17 protein-coding genes are annotated in these 16,884 nt (G+C 61.0%); 6 read left to right on the top strand and 11 right to left on the bottom strand.

What is annotated here, in order from left to right:
- Positions 1 to 24 precede the first annotated feature (24 nt).
- The 4 genes from ACYQ6M_RS24405 to ACYQ6M_RS24420 all read left to right on the top strand — a co-directional run bounded on the left by ACYQ6M_RS24405 (position 25) and on the right by ACYQ6M_RS24420 (position 6,961).
- Positions 25 to 1,554 (top strand): di-heme oxidoreductase family protein, encoded by a 1,530-nt coding sequence (locus tag ACYQ6M_RS24405; protein ID WP_460076099.1) that lies wholly within the window; start codon positions 25 to 27, stop codon positions 1,552 to 1,554.
- A complete protein-coding gene (locus ACYQ6M_RS24410; protein ID WP_460076101.1) occupies positions 1,554 to 2,633 on the top strand; it encodes an imelysin family protein in 1,080 nt (359 codons plus the stop codon). Before ACYQ6M_RS24405 ends, ACYQ6M_RS24410 begins: the two co-directional genes overlap by 1 nt.
- Positions 2,614 to 3,765, top strand: coding sequence for a DUF1513 domain-containing protein (locus ACYQ6M_RS24415; RefSeq protein ID WP_460076103.1), 1,152 nt, complete (start codon positions 2,614 to 2,616; stop codon positions 3,763 to 3,765). Before ACYQ6M_RS24410 ends, ACYQ6M_RS24415 begins: the two co-directional genes overlap by 20 nt.
- A 283-nt stretch (positions 3,766 to 4,048) precedes the next feature.
- Positions 4,049 to 6,961: an AsmA family protein gene (locus tag ACYQ6M_RS24420; RefSeq protein WP_460076105.1), complete on the top strand. Its 2,913-nt coding sequence runs from the start codon at positions 4,049 to 4,051 to the stop codon at positions 6,959 to 6,961.
- Positions 6,962 to 7,079: 118 nt separating this feature from the next.
- Here the strand turns inward: ACYQ6M_RS24420 and ACYQ6M_RS24425 are convergent, their stop codons facing one another.
- The 3 genes from ACYQ6M_RS24425 to ACYQ6M_RS24435 all read right to left on the bottom strand — a co-directional run bounded on the left by ACYQ6M_RS24425 (position 7,080) and on the right by ACYQ6M_RS24435 (position 9,132).
- Positions 7,080 to 8,132, bottom strand: a complete 1,053-nt coding sequence (locus ACYQ6M_RS24425) for an adenylate/guanylate cyclase domain-containing protein (RefSeq protein ID WP_460076106.1) — start codon at positions 8,130 to 8,132, stop codon at positions 7,080 to 7,082.
- Complete coding sequence (locus tag ACYQ6M_RS24430) at positions 8,129 to 8,497, bottom strand: group I truncated hemoglobin (protein WP_055660052.1); 369 nt, start codon at positions 8,495 to 8,497, stop codon at positions 8,129 to 8,131. The genes ACYQ6M_RS24425 and ACYQ6M_RS24430 overlap by 4 nt, the downstream gene beginning before the upstream one ends.
- A gap of 263 nt (positions 8,498 to 8,760) precedes the next feature.
- Positions 8,761 to 9,132 carry a VOC family protein gene (locus ACYQ6M_RS24435; protein WP_460076108.1) on the bottom strand — a complete coding sequence of 124 codons (372 nt, stop codon included), beginning with the start codon at positions 9,130 to 9,132 and terminating at the stop codon, positions 8,761 to 8,763.
- Between the two features lie 46 nt (positions 9,133 to 9,178).
- Here ACYQ6M_RS24435 and ACYQ6M_RS24440 point away from each other — a divergent pair, with 46 nt between their 5' ends.
- Entirely contained in the window at positions 9,179 to 9,712 is a 534-nt protein-coding gene (locus ACYQ6M_RS24440) for a winged helix-turn-helix transcriptional regulator (protein WP_228870759.1), read from the top strand.
- Positions 9,713 to 9,932: 220 nt separating this feature from the next.
- Positions 9,933 to 10,283 (top strand): hypothetical protein, encoded by a 351-nt coding sequence (locus ACYQ6M_RS24445; protein WP_023002643.1) that lies wholly within the window; start codon positions 9,933 to 9,935, stop codon positions 10,281 to 10,283.
- An 18-nt stretch (positions 10,284 to 10,301) separates the two neighbouring features.
- Here ACYQ6M_RS24445 and phnN read toward each other — a convergent pair whose 3' ends face one another.
- From phnN to ACYQ6M_RS24485, 8 genes are all read right to left on the bottom strand, one after another.
- Complete coding sequence (gene phnN, locus ACYQ6M_RS24450; RefSeq protein WP_152509107.1) at positions 10,302 to 10,859, bottom strand: phosphonate metabolism protein/1,5-bisphosphokinase (PRPP-forming) PhnN; 558 nt, start codon at positions 10,857 to 10,859, stop codon at positions 10,302 to 10,304.
- Between the two features lie 13 nt (positions 10,860 to 10,872).
- Positions 10,873 to 12,018 carry an alpha-D-ribose 1-methylphosphonate 5-triphosphate diphosphatase gene (locus tag ACYQ6M_RS24455; RefSeq protein ID WP_168687356.1) on the bottom strand — a complete coding sequence of 382 codons (1,146 nt, stop codon included), beginning with the start codon at positions 12,016 to 12,018 and terminating at the stop codon, positions 10,873 to 10,875.
- The gene (locus tag ACYQ6M_RS24460) at positions 12,015 to 12,764 is read right to left on the bottom strand and encodes a DUF1045 domain-containing protein (RefSeq protein WP_460076111.1); all 750 of its coding nucleotides are present in this window, start codon (positions 12,762 to 12,764) and stop codon (positions 12,015 to 12,017) included. Before ACYQ6M_RS24460 ends, ACYQ6M_RS24455 begins: the two co-directional genes overlap by 4 nt.
- 146 nt (positions 12,765 to 12,910) lie before the next feature.
- A complete protein-coding gene (gene phnL, locus ACYQ6M_RS24465; RefSeq protein WP_289807816.1) occupies positions 12,911 to 13,615 on the bottom strand; it encodes a phosphonate C-P lyase system protein PhnL in 705 nt (234 codons plus the stop codon).
- A gap of 8 nt (positions 13,616 to 13,623) precedes the next feature.
- The gene (gene phnK, locus ACYQ6M_RS24470; RefSeq protein ID WP_055660045.1) at positions 13,624 to 14,412 is read right to left on the bottom strand and encodes a phosphonate C-P lyase system protein PhnK; all 789 of its coding nucleotides are present in this window, start codon (positions 14,410 to 14,412) and stop codon (positions 13,624 to 13,626) included.
- On the bottom strand, positions 14,409 to 15,338 hold the full coding sequence (locus ACYQ6M_RS24475) for an alpha-D-ribose 1-methylphosphonate 5-phosphate C-P-lyase PhnJ (RefSeq protein ID WP_460076114.1): 930 nt from the start codon (positions 15,336 to 15,338) through the stop codon (positions 14,409 to 14,411). Before ACYQ6M_RS24475 ends, phnK begins: the two co-directional genes overlap by 4 nt.
- A complete protein-coding gene (fosX, locus tag ACYQ6M_RS24480; protein WP_460076117.1) occupies positions 15,335 to 15,763 on the bottom strand; it encodes a FosX/FosE/FosI family fosfomycin resistance hydrolase in 429 nt (142 codons plus the stop codon). The genes ACYQ6M_RS24475 and fosX overlap by 4 nt, the downstream gene beginning before the upstream one ends.
- Positions 15,760 to 16,884, bottom strand: a complete 1,125-nt coding sequence (locus ACYQ6M_RS24485; RefSeq protein WP_289807819.1) for a carbon-phosphorus lyase complex subunit — start codon at positions 16,882 to 16,884, stop codon at positions 15,760 to 15,762. The genes fosX and ACYQ6M_RS24485 overlap by 4 nt, the downstream gene beginning before the upstream one ends.

Genomic DNA, 16,884 nt, shown 5'->3' on the forward strand with positions numbered 1-16,884 from the left:
GCGGATTACAGTCAGGATGCGAATATGAGACTGGTCCCCAGACCGGGCGCCATGACGGGCGTCTTTTTGTGTTTCTGCCTGGCGGCAGGAACCGCTCTTTCAGATGATACGCTGTCTCACCGGGATGATCTTTCGGCCAAGGACAGGATCAAGGCCGCGAAGGTTCTGCAGCCGCCGGCCGATTTCGAAGCCGCTGAAGCCTTTGAAATCATGCAGGGCGGGGCCGGTACGTCCCGAAAGCGGATCAACCGGGATGCCTATTCCCACTCCAATGCCAATCTGACCTTCGAAGAACAGGCCACCTTCAAGGTGGGCAACGGGCTGTTCAAGAAGCTCTGGGCGTCTTCTCCCTCGTCGACACAGGCATCGGATGGCCTGGGACCGCTCTATAACGCGCGCTCCTGCCAGGGGTGTCACTTGAAGGATGGCCGGGGCCGACCGCCGCGGGCGGGTGAAGACGCGGTTTCAATGTTCCTTCGCCTGTCCATCCCGCCTCAGTCCGAGGCGCAGCGCCAGGCACTTGCCGACAAGGATATCCTGCTGGTGCCGGAGCCGACCTACGGCGGTCAGTTCCAGACCTTTGCGGTGCCGGGCCTGCCTGGAGAAGGACGCTTCGATATCGAGGTGGAGGAGATCGAGGTTCCGCTGGCCGGTGGGGAAAAGGCTGTGTTGCAGAAGCCCGTCTTCAGGATCCGGGATCTTGGATATGGCGACATGCACCCCGACACCATGATTTCGGCTCGCGCGGCCCCGCCCATGATCGGCCTCGGTCTGGTGCAGGCCATTCATCCCGGCGACATTGAAGCGCTTGCGGACCCCAACGACATCGACAGTGATGGAATTTCCGGCAAGGTCAGCCGGGTTCGTGACCCCGCGACGGGTGCGTTAACGCTTGGCCGTTTCGGCTGGAAGGCTTCCAAACCCTCGATCCGTGCCCAGTCCGCGGCAGCGTTTGCCGGTGATATCGGCATTTCGACGCCCGAGATGCCGGACAATTACGGCGACTGCACCAAGGCGCAGACAGCTTGCCGCGCCTTGCCTCATGGCGAACAGGCAAACCTTGGTGTCTCGGAAGCTCCGGACCCGGTCATGGATCTCGTCACTTTCTATTCGGAAAACCTGGCGGTGCCGATGCGCCGCGAGGTGGATGATCCCGAGGTGCTGAAAGGCAAGCAGGTTTTCTACCAGTCGGGCTGTCCGGCCTGCCACCAACCGAAATTCGTGACCAGCCGAAAGGCTGAAAATCCGGCGCACAGGTTCCAGTTGATCTGGCCTTATTCGGATTTCCTGTTACATGACATGGGCGAAGCCCTTGCCGACAATCGCCCGGTGGGTGACGCCAGTGGACAGGAGTGGCGTACGCCGCCGCTATGGGGCATTGGCCTGACCGAGACTGTCAACAATCACACCCGGTTCCTGCACGACGGCCGTGCACGCAATCTGCTGGAAGCGGTCCTGTGGCACGACGGCGAAGCCAGACAGGCGCGCGACGCTGTGGTTGCGCTTCCGCCCGCCGACCGACAATCGCTTATACGTTTTCTGGAGTCCCTTTGATGCGCTGTTTGCTATTTGCCGCTCTCGTTTCCGGAGCCGTTATCGCCCAGCCCGCGTTCGCCACGGACTACGAGCCGAAACTCGACAATCTGATCGAGACCTATATCCAACCGGCAACCGGTGCGTTTGCCGAAACCTCTGCAAATCTGCCGGACGCTGTTCGAGCGGTCTGCGCAAATGCGGACGAAGCATCGGTCGAGGGGTTCAGGACGGCCTTTTCAGACACTGTGCGGGATTTCTCCCATGTGCATTTCTTGCGGTTTGGCCCGTTGATCGACAACGATCGCCTCAGTCGGCTGGCTTTCCTGCCTGACCCGCGTGGCATCACGCAACGCCAGATCCGCAAGCTTCTCGCTTCTGAAGACAAGGACGCCTTGTCTGCGGCGACGCTCAAGGACAAGAGCGTCGCGGTTCAGGGACTGACAGCACTGGAATTGCTCGCTTTCGACAAGGACAGTGCGGTTCGGCTTGGGCAGGCGGACGACGGCAAGGACTTCAGCTGCGGCTATGCACTGGCAATTTCGGAAAACCTTGCGGCCATGGCCAGCGAAATCGCTGCCGGCTGGCAGGATCCCGACGGATACAGCGAGGTGCTCTTGACAGCCGAAGGCGGCAACGAGCGGTTCCATACGTCGAAGGAAGCGCTGGAAAGCGTGTTCAACGCGCTGGTCACGGGGCTGATCATCGCGCGGGATCAGGATGTGCTTCCGGCATTGGGAACCGGCAAGGACAAGGCCAGGGCGACGCGCTTTCCGTTCTCGCGCTCCGGCAACAGCGTGGTCTATCTCAACGGCGAGCTGCTCGGCATTCAGAAGGCCATTGTTTCCCTCGACCTGAAGGACCTCACGCCGGACGATTTCACCTGGATATACGACACGCTCGACTTCGAATTTGGCAATGCTGTCACTCTTCTGGGGACCCTAGATCCGCCCTTGCGCCAGTCCTTCGAAGAAGGCGATGCCTATGACAAGATGGTTGTCCTGGCGATCACGCTGAAATCGCTTCGCGACACGATTGCCCTTGAACTTGCAGGTGCCCTGGAACTTGCTGGAGGTTTCAATGCGCTCGATGGTGACTAAGCCCCTGTCCCGGCGTGGTTTTCTGGCAGCACTCGGCGGCCTTGCCGCCTTGCCGGCATTTTCCGGCTCGACGCTGGCGGCAAGCCTTCTGAACCGGGAAGCATCCGACGGCGTGCCGCTGTTCGTGAGCGCCTACAAGCTTGAAAACGGCGATTATGGGGTCGGTGTTGTCGACGACCTTGGACAGGTTCTGGCCAGGATCGGTCTGCCGGGACGGGGCCACGGCGTCGCGGTTTCTCCCGACAAGTCCAGGTTTGTGGCCTTTGCCCGCCGGCCCGGCACATTCGCGGTCGTGGTTCGGCCATATCAGGATGTGGAGCCGGAGGTTCTCACGGCGGAACCTGGCCGCCATTACTATGGACATGGCTGTTTTTCCGCTGATGGCAGACTGCTCTATGCGGTCGAAAACGACTATGCCGCAGCCCGTGGCGTGATTGGCGTTTACGACATGAGTGGCCGTGAGGTTCAGCGGATCGGCGAGATCGAGACCCTTGGCATCGGTCCGCACGACCTCCTGCTCGCGCCGGACGGGCGCACGCTTGTCGTTGCCAATGGCGGCATCATGACCCATCCGGACAAGGGGCGTGAAAAGCTCAATCTCGACACCATGGCGCCGACCGTGGTGTTCCTGGATCGCGAAACCGGTGATCTTCATGCCAGCCACGCACTGGACGCTTCCCTGCACCAGCTGTCGCTCCGGCATATGGCGCTGGACGGACAAGGGCGGGCTTGGGTCGGCGGTCAGTTCGAGGGGCCGGAAACAGACCTGCCGCCTCTGGTTGGCGTATTTTCGCGGGACGAAGCACCCATCTTGACGGAAATTCCGACAGGTATCGCGTCAGGCCTTCAGAACTACATCGGCTCGGTAACCGCAAACGCAAGCGGTGAGGTCATTGCAACGTCTGCTCCAAGGGGTGGGCAGACGTTGTTCTGGAAGGCCGATACCGGCGCATTCCTGGGTGCCGAGGCCATTGCCGACGGATGCGGCGTTGCGCCGATCGATCAGGGCAGCTTTCTGATATCTGACGGCAACGGGGCATTGTCTCTTGTTGAGGATACTGCCCAGCCGGCGGAAATTCTGGCTCGCCCACCGGGCATTTCCTGGGACAATCACATGTTTGCCCTGTCCTGAGACAGAGCATCGGACGGCCGGATCCTGCACTATTCAGGCTGTTTTCAGCCTGAATGGTGCCAACCTGGGGCAAATTCGGCAGACTTCCTGCTTTTGTCAAAATCGGCTGGCACAGTGATCGGGATCGTATGCCGGTCCCAAGGGCGGTATGCGGAGTTGTAGACCGATGTGCCGGTATTTGATCGTTCTGTCTCCTTTCCTGCGAAAGCGGTTGCTTCTGCTTGGGGACGTTCCGGCCCGATTGGTCTACATTGGGGACCGATTCGCGACGGGGAGACACTAAATGCGTCGGCTTTTGATCGGACTGGGCAGTCTGCTGTTCATGCTGGTAACCATCATTCTGGTGGTGCCGCTGTTCCTGCCCAAGGACGAAATCAAGCGTCAGGTAGTTGAGCAGGTGGACAAGCGCTTTGGCTGGCGCGTGCGCCTGGACGGACCTGTGTCCTTGTCGCTGTTTCCCGGATTTTCGCTGGTCGCGGAAGATATCGGCCTTGCCGGCGAGGCCGGTGCCGACGGGATCGAGTTTGCCAAGGCCGAGCGTGTCGAATTTGGGCTTGCCTGGGGTGGTCTGGTTTCCGGCAATATCCAGGTGACCGGAATTGCCCTGGACAAGCCGGATATCTATCTGGAAATCGGCCCGAACGGCACCACGAGCTGGGAGCCCCGCCGCGACATCAGCGACATTGGCGACTTGATCGAGGCTGAAACCGGCGACGCTGAAACCGATGCGTTGGCGGAAGCCACGCCTGCGCCTGCGTCTGAAGCAGAGCCGGCAGACACAGCCGCAGCTCCCGAGGGCTATCTCAAGAGCATTGGTGTCGACAGCCTGCAGATCACCGGTGGCACGGTGACCTACAAGGCGCCGGATGCTGCCGAGCCGGTTCGTATCTCCAACCTTGATCTCAGCCTGCAGGCGCCCAGCCTGTCGGGTGAGGTGGATCTGACATCCAGCTTCACGTTCCGCGAAATGCCGGTCGCCGTCGCAGGATCCCTGACCAACCCGCTCGCTCTCATGGGCGGGGAGCAGGTTCCGGTAGACCTGAAAATTTCCAGTGGTGAAAACAGCGTCTCGGTCACCGGTCAATCCGGCCTGGATCCGATGCGCGCCGAATTGGCCCTATCTGCAGCCGGGCCTTCGCTGAAAGCGCTTGCAGCGCTGGCCGGGCAGGACCTTGCCGCCGATCCGGGTGCTTTTGCCGTGTCGGCCAAGGTTGCAGGCACCGAGGCCATGCTGTCGCTGGCTGATCTCGACATCACGCTTGGCCAACTGTCTCTTGGCGGTGCGGCGGACGCGGATCTGTCGGGGAGCGTTCCTGAAGTCTCCGGCCGGCTGGTGCTGAAAGACGGTTCGATTGCCGATCTCCTGCAGCTTGCAGGCAGGGATTTGCCTGCAAGCGGCAAACTCAGCCTCGACCTCGCCTTTGCAACCGTGGGGCAGACAGGGGAGGAACTGCTTGCCGGTCTTGATATTACGGGGTCCGTACGTATCGCCGAGGGCGAGATTGGCGGACTTGGGCTTGCGTCGGCGGTTGGCGGCGATCCGGAAGCGGACCGCCTGACGAACCTTGCCATGGATATCGATCTGCAGGGACTGGAAAACCCGATATCGCTCAGCGGTGCCTTGTCCTGGCGCGGCGAAGCGTTCAGCCTGACCGGCGAAGGCGACACCGCTCGCCTGCTGGCGGGGGGAGCTGCGCCGGTTTCCGTGAGCGTGAAAGGCAATCGCGTGAGCGCCGGCTTCAATGGTCGGGCTTCGCGCGATGGTGCGCTTGATGGTGCGGTCAGCGTCGATACTGCCGACCTGCGCGGGCTCATGGCGTGGCTCGGCAAACCGCTCGGCAGCGGTGGCGGTCTGAGGCGCTTCAAGGCTTCGGGCATCTTTGGCGTCGCAGGCGAGACGATTTTATTCGAGGAAACACGGTTCACGCTGGACGATACGTCGGGTGAAGCCAACGGACGGATCGTCCTTGGTGGCAAGCCAAGCGTTACGGCGCGGCTGGATCTGCGGGAACTTGTGCTCGACCCTTATCTCGGCGGCGCATCGTCTTCGGGCGCAGGCAGCGGCGGTGGTGGCGGTTCTGGCCAGGCGTCCGGAAATTCCTCGGCTGGCGGCGGCAAACGCGGTGGGGCAGGTGGCTGGAGTACAGAGCCGATAGATTTCTCCGGTCTCAACGCGATCGACGCGGACTTCAAGCTGACCACCAGCGAAATCCGCTGGGACAAGATCAAGATCGACCAGAGCGCCCTGTCGACCACCATCAAGAACGGTGTGCTGACTGCGAACCTGGAAAAGCTGGCACTTTACGGCGGCTCCGGCACCGGTACGGTTACGCTCAACGGGGCGTCCGCAACACCTCAAGTTGCCGCGAAATTTGCTCTCGCCAACCTCAATGCCTATCCGTTGCTGCGCGATGCAGCCGATTTCAGCTGGATCGAAGGCAAGGCCAACATCAACCTGGATGTTACCTCCAAAGGCGGCAGCGAACAGGCATTGGTGCAGGCCCTGAACGGGACAGCCAACTACACATTCGCCGACGGCGCGATCAAGGGCATCAACGTGCCGCAGATGGTGCGTGGCCTGTCGGTGGAGACGTTGCTCGGATGGCAGGCCAATCCGTCGGCCAAGACCGATTTCAGCTCGCTCGGGTCAACGTTCCAGATCCAGAACGGCATTGCCAAGACCGACGATCTGTCGCTGATCGGGCCGCTGGTTCGCATGACCGGCAAGGGCACGACGGACATGCCGGCGCAGCGACTTTCCTGGCGTGTGGAGCCGAAGATCGTGCCGACGCTGGAAGGCCAGGCCCCGCAGCCTCGGCGGAAGGGCGAAGACAAGAAGTTGGCCGGCCTAGGTGTGCCCATCGTGATCGAAGGTCCGTGGAACGATCCGCGGATCTATCCGGATATCAAGGGTATTCTGGAAAACCCGGAGGCAGCCTACAAGCAACTGCAGCAGACCGGCGGTGAGCTGATCTCCATTCTTCAGGGAAAGAAGGAACCGTCCCAGGAGCTGGTTGACCAGGCCAACAAGGTCATCAACCAGGCGACCGGCGGCAAGACCCAGATCGACGTTCAGAAGGTTCTGGACGGCGAGGTCGATGACGAGGAAGTTCTGAAAGCGGTAGAAGAAGGTTTCGGTCTGCCTTCCGGCCTTTTGGGCAACGTTTTCGGGAACAAGAAGAAAAACAAGAACTGACGGCACATTGGCGCAAAGGTGCTGCGTTCGGGGGCTGCACCTTTGCTTTTGCCGTGGGACTGAGCGGGCGGGTTTCGTTCGGGTGTGCGAGTGGCCTGGCAGCGGACCTGTTGTCCGGTCAGAACTGCCGCGCCCGATGGGCCAGTTCGACACCAGGGCTGACCCGCATCAGCCGCATTTCTCCAAAGCTGCGAATCTCGCGTTTGCCAAGGTCTTCCAGGTGAAACTCGTCCACCAGGAATTCCTTCATGGCATCCGGCGCAACGACGCACATGGGATTGGCGAATTCCTGCAGTCGTGCAGCAAGGTTCACTGCCGAGCCGAAGACGTCATAAACGTACTTCTGGATTCCGACGACGGAACCGACTGCCGATCCCGTACCCAGTCCGACACGCGCCCGCCACTTGTGTTGATGGCTCTGGTTCCGACGCTCCAGGTAACGAATGAAGCGCACGGCGCAGTTGGCAACAGCGCGCATGTGATCCGGTGAGGGCTCGGGCATGCCTGAAACGGCAAGATAGGCATCGCCGATGGTCTTGATGCGCTCACAGCCGAATTGCTCGGCGATACGGTCGAATGCGGTAAAGATGTCGTTCAGCTCTCCAAGCGTCACCGTCGGGTCGTGCTCTGCGGAGAATTTCGTGAAGTCCACGAAGTCGAGCATGACCACGGAAACGCTCTCGTAAAGCTGCGGCGTGACGACGCCGAAGGTCTTGAACTCCTCGTAGACCGAACGCGGCATCAGGTTGAGCAGCAGGCGCTCGACACGTTCCTTCTCGCGTTCCAGTTCCCGCGTATTCCGCTCTACCATGGAGGAATAACTGTCGATCATCGACTCCAGTTCGCGGATCCGCGTGATGTTCTGGCACTCAACGACGAGGAAGTCCTGCTCTTCAGCTGGCGAAACGGTCAAGGCGATGACCAGGGTTCGGCGCTTCAGCTTGACGGAGACTTCTCCGGAAAAGCGTCCCTGCTCTTTGATTGCTTCACGTAGCTGTGCGATGTCGATATCCGGCAGCAGATCGGCAAGCGTGGTGACGGCTTCCGGCTTGCCGAACCAATCGGAAAACGGAGCGTTCTGGAACAGGAACTGGAGGTCCTTGCTGTTGACGACGGCAATGCCGACCCCGATCGCACGCAAGAGCTGCTGGTTGATGGCGGTGATGCTCATGTCGCACCGGTCGAAAGGATGGCGGAACGTCGCGCTTCGATTGCCGACATCACGGACTTGATGTCTGCAGGGTCGAACTTGTGTTCCACCAGCGTCTCGCGCAGGAGACGTGCAACTTCGTCAAAGTCCTCGTTTTTCAGGTCAAGGGTGGCATGGGTCCGTCTCAGCCGCTCTTCCGAGTAGCTGACCGGCCCGCCCAACAGATAGGAGATAAACTTGGTCTGATGATCGATCAGGCGGGTCATGTCGACGTCGTCGAAAAAGTCACCGATCTCTTCGGAATCGAGGACCTTGTCGTAAAAGGTCATTACGATGCGGCTCACCGACCCGAAGCCGCCGTACTTTTCAAACAATGTCGCAGGCATGCCGCAGAACTCGATTTTCAGAATGAGATCAAGAATAAGAGAGTAGTCGACTATTCTGGCAATGCAAAGATTTTGTGTCGACTATTCCTTTGCGTCATTCGTCAGCTTCCTCTGGGAAGTGCGACGTATTTCTGTCGCCTGCTGCCTGTCAGATCGTAAATTCGTGCCTTGGATGTTTGCGAAAACCCGCTGCAGACAGTATCCGGTCGGTCGCCCGACCGGATGTGCCGATGTTCTTCGGGGGGCTGTTCCTTGTGAGCCGCCTATTTGGACAGGTCCTGAGCAAGCATGAGCGCGTTGCCATCGGGATCGTAGAAGGTTGCGGTGCTGACCATGCCTTCGATGGTCTCCGTCGCTCCGTCGAATTTGACACCGGCCCCTTCCAGCGCACTGCGGGCACCTGCGATATCGGCCACGCCGAAGACGGGAACCGTGTTTCCGGGCGTCGGTTCGGATTGTTCGCCCAGTCCCAGGGTCACGCCTTCGGTTCGGGTTGCCAGCTCGCTCCAGCCAGCTTCGTCCATATGATAGAGCAACTCGAATCCGAGTTTTTCCGCGTACCAGTCGGCACTTGCATGCCTGTCGCGAACGGAGAGGGCGAGAGTGATCGTATTATCCAGAGAAACGAGAGGCATGAGACTTTCCTATGTATCAAAAGTATAGTAGATATAAAATATGAATATGCAGCTTCTTGTCAACCTCACATCCAAAGCCTGGTCGCTGAAAATTCTGGCTCAATTGCATGCAGGTGTTTCCGGTCGGCAAGCCCCGCTGATCGCGGCGACAGGGGCGAGTCGCAGTTCTTTTGCAGCAAGCCTTGAACATCTGTTCCAGCTTGGACTGCTGGAGCGGAACCCCGGCCACGGCCATCCCCTGCGGCCCGAGTTTCGGCTGACGGACAAAGGCAAGGTTGTTGCTGCCATGGCGAGCCGGATCGAGGAGATCGTTCCGAACGAGGATGCCTTTTCGGTACTGCGACGCAGCTGGACGGTGCCTATCCTGGCAGTAACCGGGGCGCCAAGCCGGTTTTCGGCGATCAAGTCAGACCTCGGACCGGTGACGGACCGGGCCCTGTCGAAGTCCCTTGGTGTTCTGGAAGAGCAGGAGTGGCTGAGGCGGGACATCGACCTGTCACAGCGCACACCTTTCCCGATCTATCACGCCGTGAATGCGGGTTTGAAAATCAATCAGGCGATCGCTGCGGGCGCCCGTTGACCCGGATGTGAACCAAAGTTCTACCCTGTGGTTGTATTTTCTGGCCTCGAAATGAAGTTTTCCCGGCCGCAGTCCACTGCACAAGTCTTTGTCCAAGAACAATAATTTCGAAATCAATGAATCTGGGCGTGTAATGACGCATCATGACTCTTCTGGTTCATTGCAGTTTGCGGGTGTAGCGCTACGCTTGAGTGGTCGAGGCGAATCTTGCGAGGCAAGCATGTCCCGGTCAGACGAAGAGAAATGCGGTCGCCTGATGCGCACCGCTTGCAGGAATGTCATCGGATTCTGGCAGCTTTTGCAGGAACCGGATGTTCACAGGCTCGATCATGTCAAACGCCTGCAGTATCGGGCCTACATGATCGGTTCCGCCCTCCATCTGGCAGACCTTGTGGTCAGGCACGAACACGCCCTGATCCATCTCCGCCGGGCGGTCGGGGAGCCCGAACTGGGCGAAGAAGCAAAACAGTTCCGCACCATGGTTCACGCGTTCGACGGTGATCATCAGGACGCACTGGATGCCAGGGCCCTGATTTTCAGTCAGGCCGTTCAGAGCGCGTTTGCGGATTAGAGACGGGTTCGGTTGAGGTCAAAGGCCGAGTGCGGCGACCATCCTGTCGACCGCATCCTCCACCGTGCCGGTGTTTTCAATGCGGATCAGATTGGCGACGTTTTCCGGTTCAAGGTCGGCACGGCGCAGCCGTTCCTCTATTTCCTGTCTGCTTTCGCGGCCACGTGCGGCGAGGCGTTCGGCAAGGACTTCGACTGGCGCGGTGATCAGCAGAACGCTGGCGTTTCGGTACTTGTCCTCTGCGTGCTTCAATACCTTGCGCGAGCCATTGGCAATCACGGTTGCGCCCGCTTCGATTGCCTGGTCGTAGCTTTGCGGGATGACGTAGCCGAGCCCGTGGGCCTCCCAGCACAGGGCAACCTTTCCGGCAGCTCTCAGCTGATCGAATTCGGCGCGCGAAAGCGTGTCGTGATCCTCAGCCTCGACATCGGCCTGCCGGGTGATCGCTCTCCGGGCGAAGCTGACGTCCGTCCGGCCCGCCAGACGGGCCTTGAGCGCGGCCATCAATGTGTCCTTGCCGGCCCCGCTCGGCCCAACCACGAGCACCATGCGGCCGGGGCCGAGTTTTTCTGTCATGTCGGACGCAGCCTCAGGCAACCCGTTTGCCCTCGCGCCAGACACCGCGCACGATCGGGATGTCACCAACCATTTTCACCTGGATGAGATCGGCCCTGAGGCCGGGTTCCAGGGTGCCGCGGTCTTGCAGGCCAATGGCCTTCGCGGGCGTCGCCGTGACCATGGCGACTGCCTGTGGCAGGGCAATCGCCTCGACCTCTGCAGCCAGCTGGAACGCAGCCTGCAGCAGCGAAATCGGCACATAGTCCGAGGAGAGCACATCCAGAACGCCCGCTTCGGCAAGCGCCTTCGCCGAGATATTGCCGGAATGGGATCCACCGCGCACGACGTTCGGCGCCCCCATCAGAACAGCCATACCGGCTTCGTGCGAAGCCTTGGCGGCTTCCAGTGTGGTTGGAAACTCGGCGATTTTCGTCTGCAGTGAAATCGCCTCTTCCACATGGGCGGTGGTGGCGTCGTCGTGGCTGGCGATGGCGATGCCGCGCGATTGGGCGATGGCCGAGAGATGCTTGCGGTTTTCAGGGGCAAGACTGCTGGCGCGCGCCTGGCGCTTGCGGATGAAATCGTCCATCTGGGCGTCGGTGAAGCCCTTCTTGCCCTGATAGTAGATCTTGTAGGCATCCATCGACACGAACTGGCGCTGGCCGGGGGTGTGGTCCATCAGCGAGATCAGGCGGATGCTGTCGTCGTCCTCGAACACCTTGAAGGCGCTGAGCACGTCGGGTGCAGACACTTCGCAGCGCAGGTGGATGAAATGGTCTGCGCGCAGGCGGTTTTCCCGCTGGCCGGTTTCAATGGCATCCGCAAGCGCGCGCATATCCGAATAGCCAAGGTCCGCGTCTTCATCCATGCCGACGCGCAGCGCATCGAACACGGTGGTGATGCCGGAACACGCGATCTGGGCGTCGTGGGCCTGCACGGCGGAAACCGGGCTCCAGCGCACCTTGGGACGCGGCGCATAGTGGGTTTCGAGGTGGTCGGTATGCAGTTCGACCAGGCCTGGCAGCAGGTAGTCGCCTTCGCAATCATGCCCGTCGACCTCGGTCGGCGACCCGATGCCGGAAATCAGACCGGCATCATCGACCGTCAGGGAACCGTCGAACACTTCGCCTGCGAGAACCAGACTGGCATTCTTGAAGACTTTGGGATGCTTGCTCATGCAGATTCCTCTTGGGAAAGACGCTCGGCCTGGCTGAGCGCGTCGGCGGGAGCGACGCTGCCGGTCAGCTGAAAGACGGTATGGACCTGGAAAGGCGCGCCGCGTTCGGCTTCGGTGTAGAGCGCAACGTGGCGGCACAGCCGCTTCTTGCCGATGACATCCGCAAAGTGGTCCTGGGCGGCATTTGCCATCCGCTCCATGTCGCTGTTGTCTTCCAGTTTGTTGGAAAGGGTCAGGTGGAAGCGGAATTCATCGAAGATATAGGGATAGCCCCACCTGACGAGATAGGTGTCATGCCTTTCCGACAGTCCGCTCTTGCGGCGGCGCTCAAGATCCGCCTCGGACAGTGGTGCGCGGAACGGCTCGAAGCGACGCACGCACAGGCCGGCGAAGGCGCGCAGGGCCGGCTCTTCTGCCTCAGGGGTCAGCGCCAGAAAGCGGCCGAGCCTGTTCACGCCGAGCGCTTCTATCTCGTAAGGGGCGATTTCTGCCGCAAAGGCTGCGCAGGCGTCCAGCAGTGCTGCCTCGGTCTGATCGGCTGCGAGAGAAAACGGGGCTTTCAACGTCCCGTGAAATCCATAGCGCCGGGGGTCGGTCGTCAACTCCTGGAAGCGTGCCGATGTCATGCCGGGCAGCTCCGGTTGCGGAAGGGCCGTGCCGGAAAAGGGATCGCGCCCGAGCCAGGAATTTCCGAGCTGCATCAGGCGGTCGTCGGCATCGGCGGCGAAATAGAGGGCGTAGCGCATGAAGAAAATCGCGATTTTGAAATGTGGTTTGGCCGGGATGTGGCAGGGCCACATCCTTCAACTTTCTGAGGGAGTGACCTAAAGGCGGGCGGTGACTTTTCTGTGACAGTTTCCGCCCGTCTGCAAGCCTTTCCTCATCTCGTGGCTCAGGCGGCTGCCTCCGCGCTGAAACCGGTCACGTCGATGATGCGGTCGGCGATCTGCTCCCGGACGTCCTGGTCGTGAAGAATGCCCACCATGGCAACGCCCTGGGTTTTCTTTTCTTCCACCAGACGGACGACCACGGCCCGGTTGGCAGCGTCGAGAGAGGCGGTTGGCTCGTCCAGCAGCAGGATCGGATAATGGGCAATGAACCCCCTGGCGATGTTCACGCGCTGCTGCTCGCCGCCGGAGAACGTGGCGGGCGGCAGCGTCCACAGGCGCTCGGGCACATTCAGCCGCGACAGCAGGGAGCGGGCCTTGTCGACGCCCTCCTCCTCGCTGGTGCCCTGGGCGATAAGAGGCTCGGCGACGACGTCTTCGGCCGAAACACGCGGGATGGTGCGCAGGAACTGGCTGACATAGCCGATCGTGTCTTCACGCAGTCGCAGAACCTTGCGCGGCTCGGCCCCGGCAATGTTCACGATTTCATCGCCAACCGTCACCAGGATCTGACCCTCGTCACAGCGGTAGTTGCCGTAGATCATCTTGAGGATCGAGCTCTTGCCGGCACCGGAGGGGCCGCCAAGGACGACACATTCGCCGGAATTCACCGAGAATTCGACCTTCTCGACCACGGGAATGACGGTTCCGCCCTGCAGGTGCATGATGAAGGACTTGCCGACGTTGTTGAGATAGAGGCGTACGGGCATTTCGGTCCTCATACCTGGAGAATGGAAGAAACAAGCAGCTGGGTATAGGGCTCGCGCGGATCGTCGAGCACCTGGTCCGTCAGGCCGCTTTCGATGACGTTGCCGTGGCGCATCACCATGATCCGGTGCGACAGCAGCCGGGCGACCGCAAGGTCGTGGGTGACGATGACCACGGAAAGTCCGAGATCGGCCACCAGGCGGCGCAAGAGGTCGAGAAGACGTGCCTGCACGGAGACGTCCAGACCGCCGGTCGGCTCGTCCATGAAGACCAGCCGTGGTCTCGTGACGAGGTTGCGGGCGATCTGCAGGCGCTGGCGCATGCCGCCGGAGAAGGAGCGCGGATCGTCATCGATCCGGTCGCTGTCGATTTCCACCCGTCCCAGCCAGTCGTCGGCGGTGGAGCGGATGTTGCCGTAGTGGCGCTCGCCAACCGCCATCAGCCTTTCGCCGACGTTGGCGCCTGCGGAAACGTTCATGCGCAGGCCGTCCGCAGCATTCTGGTGCACGAACCCCCAGTCGGTGCGCATCAGCAGGCGGCGCTCGGCCTCGGTCAGCTGATAGAGGTTGCGCATGGTGCCGTCGCGCATGCGGTATTCGATGGCTCCGGCCGTCGGCGCGAGACGTGTCGACAGGCAGTTGAGCAACGTGGTCTTGCCGGAGCCGCTTTCGCCGACGATGGCAAGCACCTCACCGGGCCAGAGATCGAAGGAGACATCGGCGCAGCCGATGCGGTCGCCATAGTAGCGGGTGACGTTATGAACCTGCAGCAGCGGGTCCGCGGAGGGAAAGGCGTTCATCGGGCGGTCTCCTCTGCCTGGGTGGCGCCGAACTGGTGTGCCGCCGGATCGGCCGCCATCGGGCCGAGATGGCCGTCCGCGCGCCGTTCCTCGCAATAGTCGCTGTCGGAGCAGACGAACATGCGTCCGCCCTTGTCATCCAGGATCACCTCGTCGAGATAGACATTCTCCGCACCGCACAGGCCGCAGGGCTTGTCGAACTTCTGCACCTCGAAAGGATAGTCCTCGAAGTCGAGGCTCTTCACCTTGGTGTAGGGCGGAATGGCGTAGATGCGTTTCTCACGTCCGGCACCGTAAAGCTGAAGCGCCGCCATCTGGTCGATCTTCGGGTTGTCGAACTTCGGCGTTGGCGAAGGATCCATCACGTAGCGATCGTTGACCTTCACCGGATAGGCGTAGGTCGTGGCGATATGGCCGTTCTTGGCGATGTCCTCGTAAAGCTTCACATGCATGAGGCCGTAATCCTCGAGCGCATGCATCTTCCGGGTCTCTGTTTCGCGTGGCTCCAGGAAGCGCAGGGGCTCGGGGATCGGCACCTGGAAGACGATGATCTGGTCTTCGCGCATGGCCTTTTCCGGAATCCGGTGGCGGGTCTGGATGACGCTTGCCTCCGACGTCTCGTAGGTCGTGCGCACGCCGGCGGTCTTTTCAAAGAAACCGCGCAGGGAAACCGCGTTGGTGGTGTCGTCGGAGCCCTGGTCGATCATCTTCAGGCAATCGTCCTTGCCCAGAATTGCCGCCGTGACCTGCACCCCGCCGGTGCCCCAGCCATAAGGCATCGGCATTTCGCGCGAGGCGAAAGGCACCTGGTAACCCGGTATCGCGATGCCCTTCAGGATTGCCCGGCGGATCATGCGCTTGGTCTGCTCGTCCAGATAGGCGAAGTTGTATTCGCCCTGTTCGAAAATCTGAGCCGTGTCGTTCATTGCGCAGCACTCCGTTCCCTGAGTATCCGGCGATAGTGGTCGAGGCGCATGTCCAGCGTTCCGGTGTGCAGCTCGAACAGGTGATTGTCGTTGTCGTAAAAGTAGATGGACCTGCCTTCACCTTCGACGCGGGCGCGCGGAGGCTTGACTTCCAGGCCAAGGCGCTCGACGGCTGCCAGCTTCGTGTCGAAGTCTTCCTCTTCGATCTTGAAAGCCACGTGATTGTAGGTGCGCTCGTTCAGGGCCTCGCCCTGCATGATCGCGATCCAGACGTCACCGACCAGAAAGAACTTTTCCTGGGAGAGGGAAAAGGTGGCCTCTTCACTGGAGTAGACTTCCCGGGCCCCGAGTACCGTCGTCAGCAGGTTCGTCATCCTTTCGAGATCACTGACGATGAACGTCATATGACTAAGTCCGCTGCTCATTCCGCCGCCTCCTGGGCAGTGCTGCCCTCTTCTTCTTCCTGGCGGCGTTTTTCGAACCATTCGCCGCGCATCCGGCGCACCAGATCGAGTTCGGCCTGGAAATCGACGTAATGCGGCAGCTTCAGGTGTTCGACGAAACCGGTCGCCTGGATGTTGTCTGAATGGGACAGGACGAATTCGACATCCTGAGCCGGGGCGGACTGTTCCTCGCCCAGTTCCTGCCACCGCATGGAACGGTCGACCATGGCCATGGACATGGCCTTTCTCTCCACCTGCCCGAACACGAGGCCGTACCCCCGGGTGAAGGTCGGGGCGGTCTTGGCCGAACCCTTGAACTGGTTGACCATCTGGCACTCGGTTACCTTGATGGCGCCGAGCGTCACGGCAAAGCCGAGTTCCTCAGCGAAGAATTCCACCTCGACCTCGCCGTAGCGGATTTCGCCGGCGAAGGGGTGTGTGCGGCCATAGCCGCGCTGGGTGGAATAGGCCAACGCCAGCAGAAAGCCTTCGTCGCCACGGGCAAGGTTCTGCAGGCGCAGGTCCCGGTCTGCCGGGAAGGACAGGGGCTCGCGGGTCAGATCGCCGACAGGCGCGTCCTCGTCGGTTACCGGGTCCGGCTCCATCAGGCCTTCGTCGCCAAGCAGGTCGGTGACGCGCGGCATGCTGCCTTCTTCAGCGGTAGCTGTTTCGACAGGCTTTTCGAGACCGTCCTCTTCGGCGGCCAACGCGAAATCCAGAAGGCGGTGGCTGTAGTCGAAGGTCGGGCCCAGCACCTGGCCGCCTGGTAGGTCCTTGTAAGTGGCTGAAACGCGCCGTTCCACCAGCATCTTCGCGGTGTCAATCGGCTGGCTGTAGCCGAACCGTGGCAGGGTCGTGCGGTAGGCACGCATCAGAAACGCGGCTTCGATCAGGTCTCCGCGCGCCTGCTTGATGGCAAGTGCGGCCAGCATCTCGTCGTAGAGCGAGCCTTCGCCCATGACACGGGCGACAGCATGGGACAGCTGCTGGGCGATCTGCTCCAGCGTCAGCGAGGGAACGGAGGTGTCGCCCCGGCGGCGCTTGGCCATGAGCTTGTGGGCGTTGCGGATGGCCTTTTCACCACCCTTTACGGCTACATACAT

The organism is Roseibium sp. ROS1 (assembly GCF_054658215.1).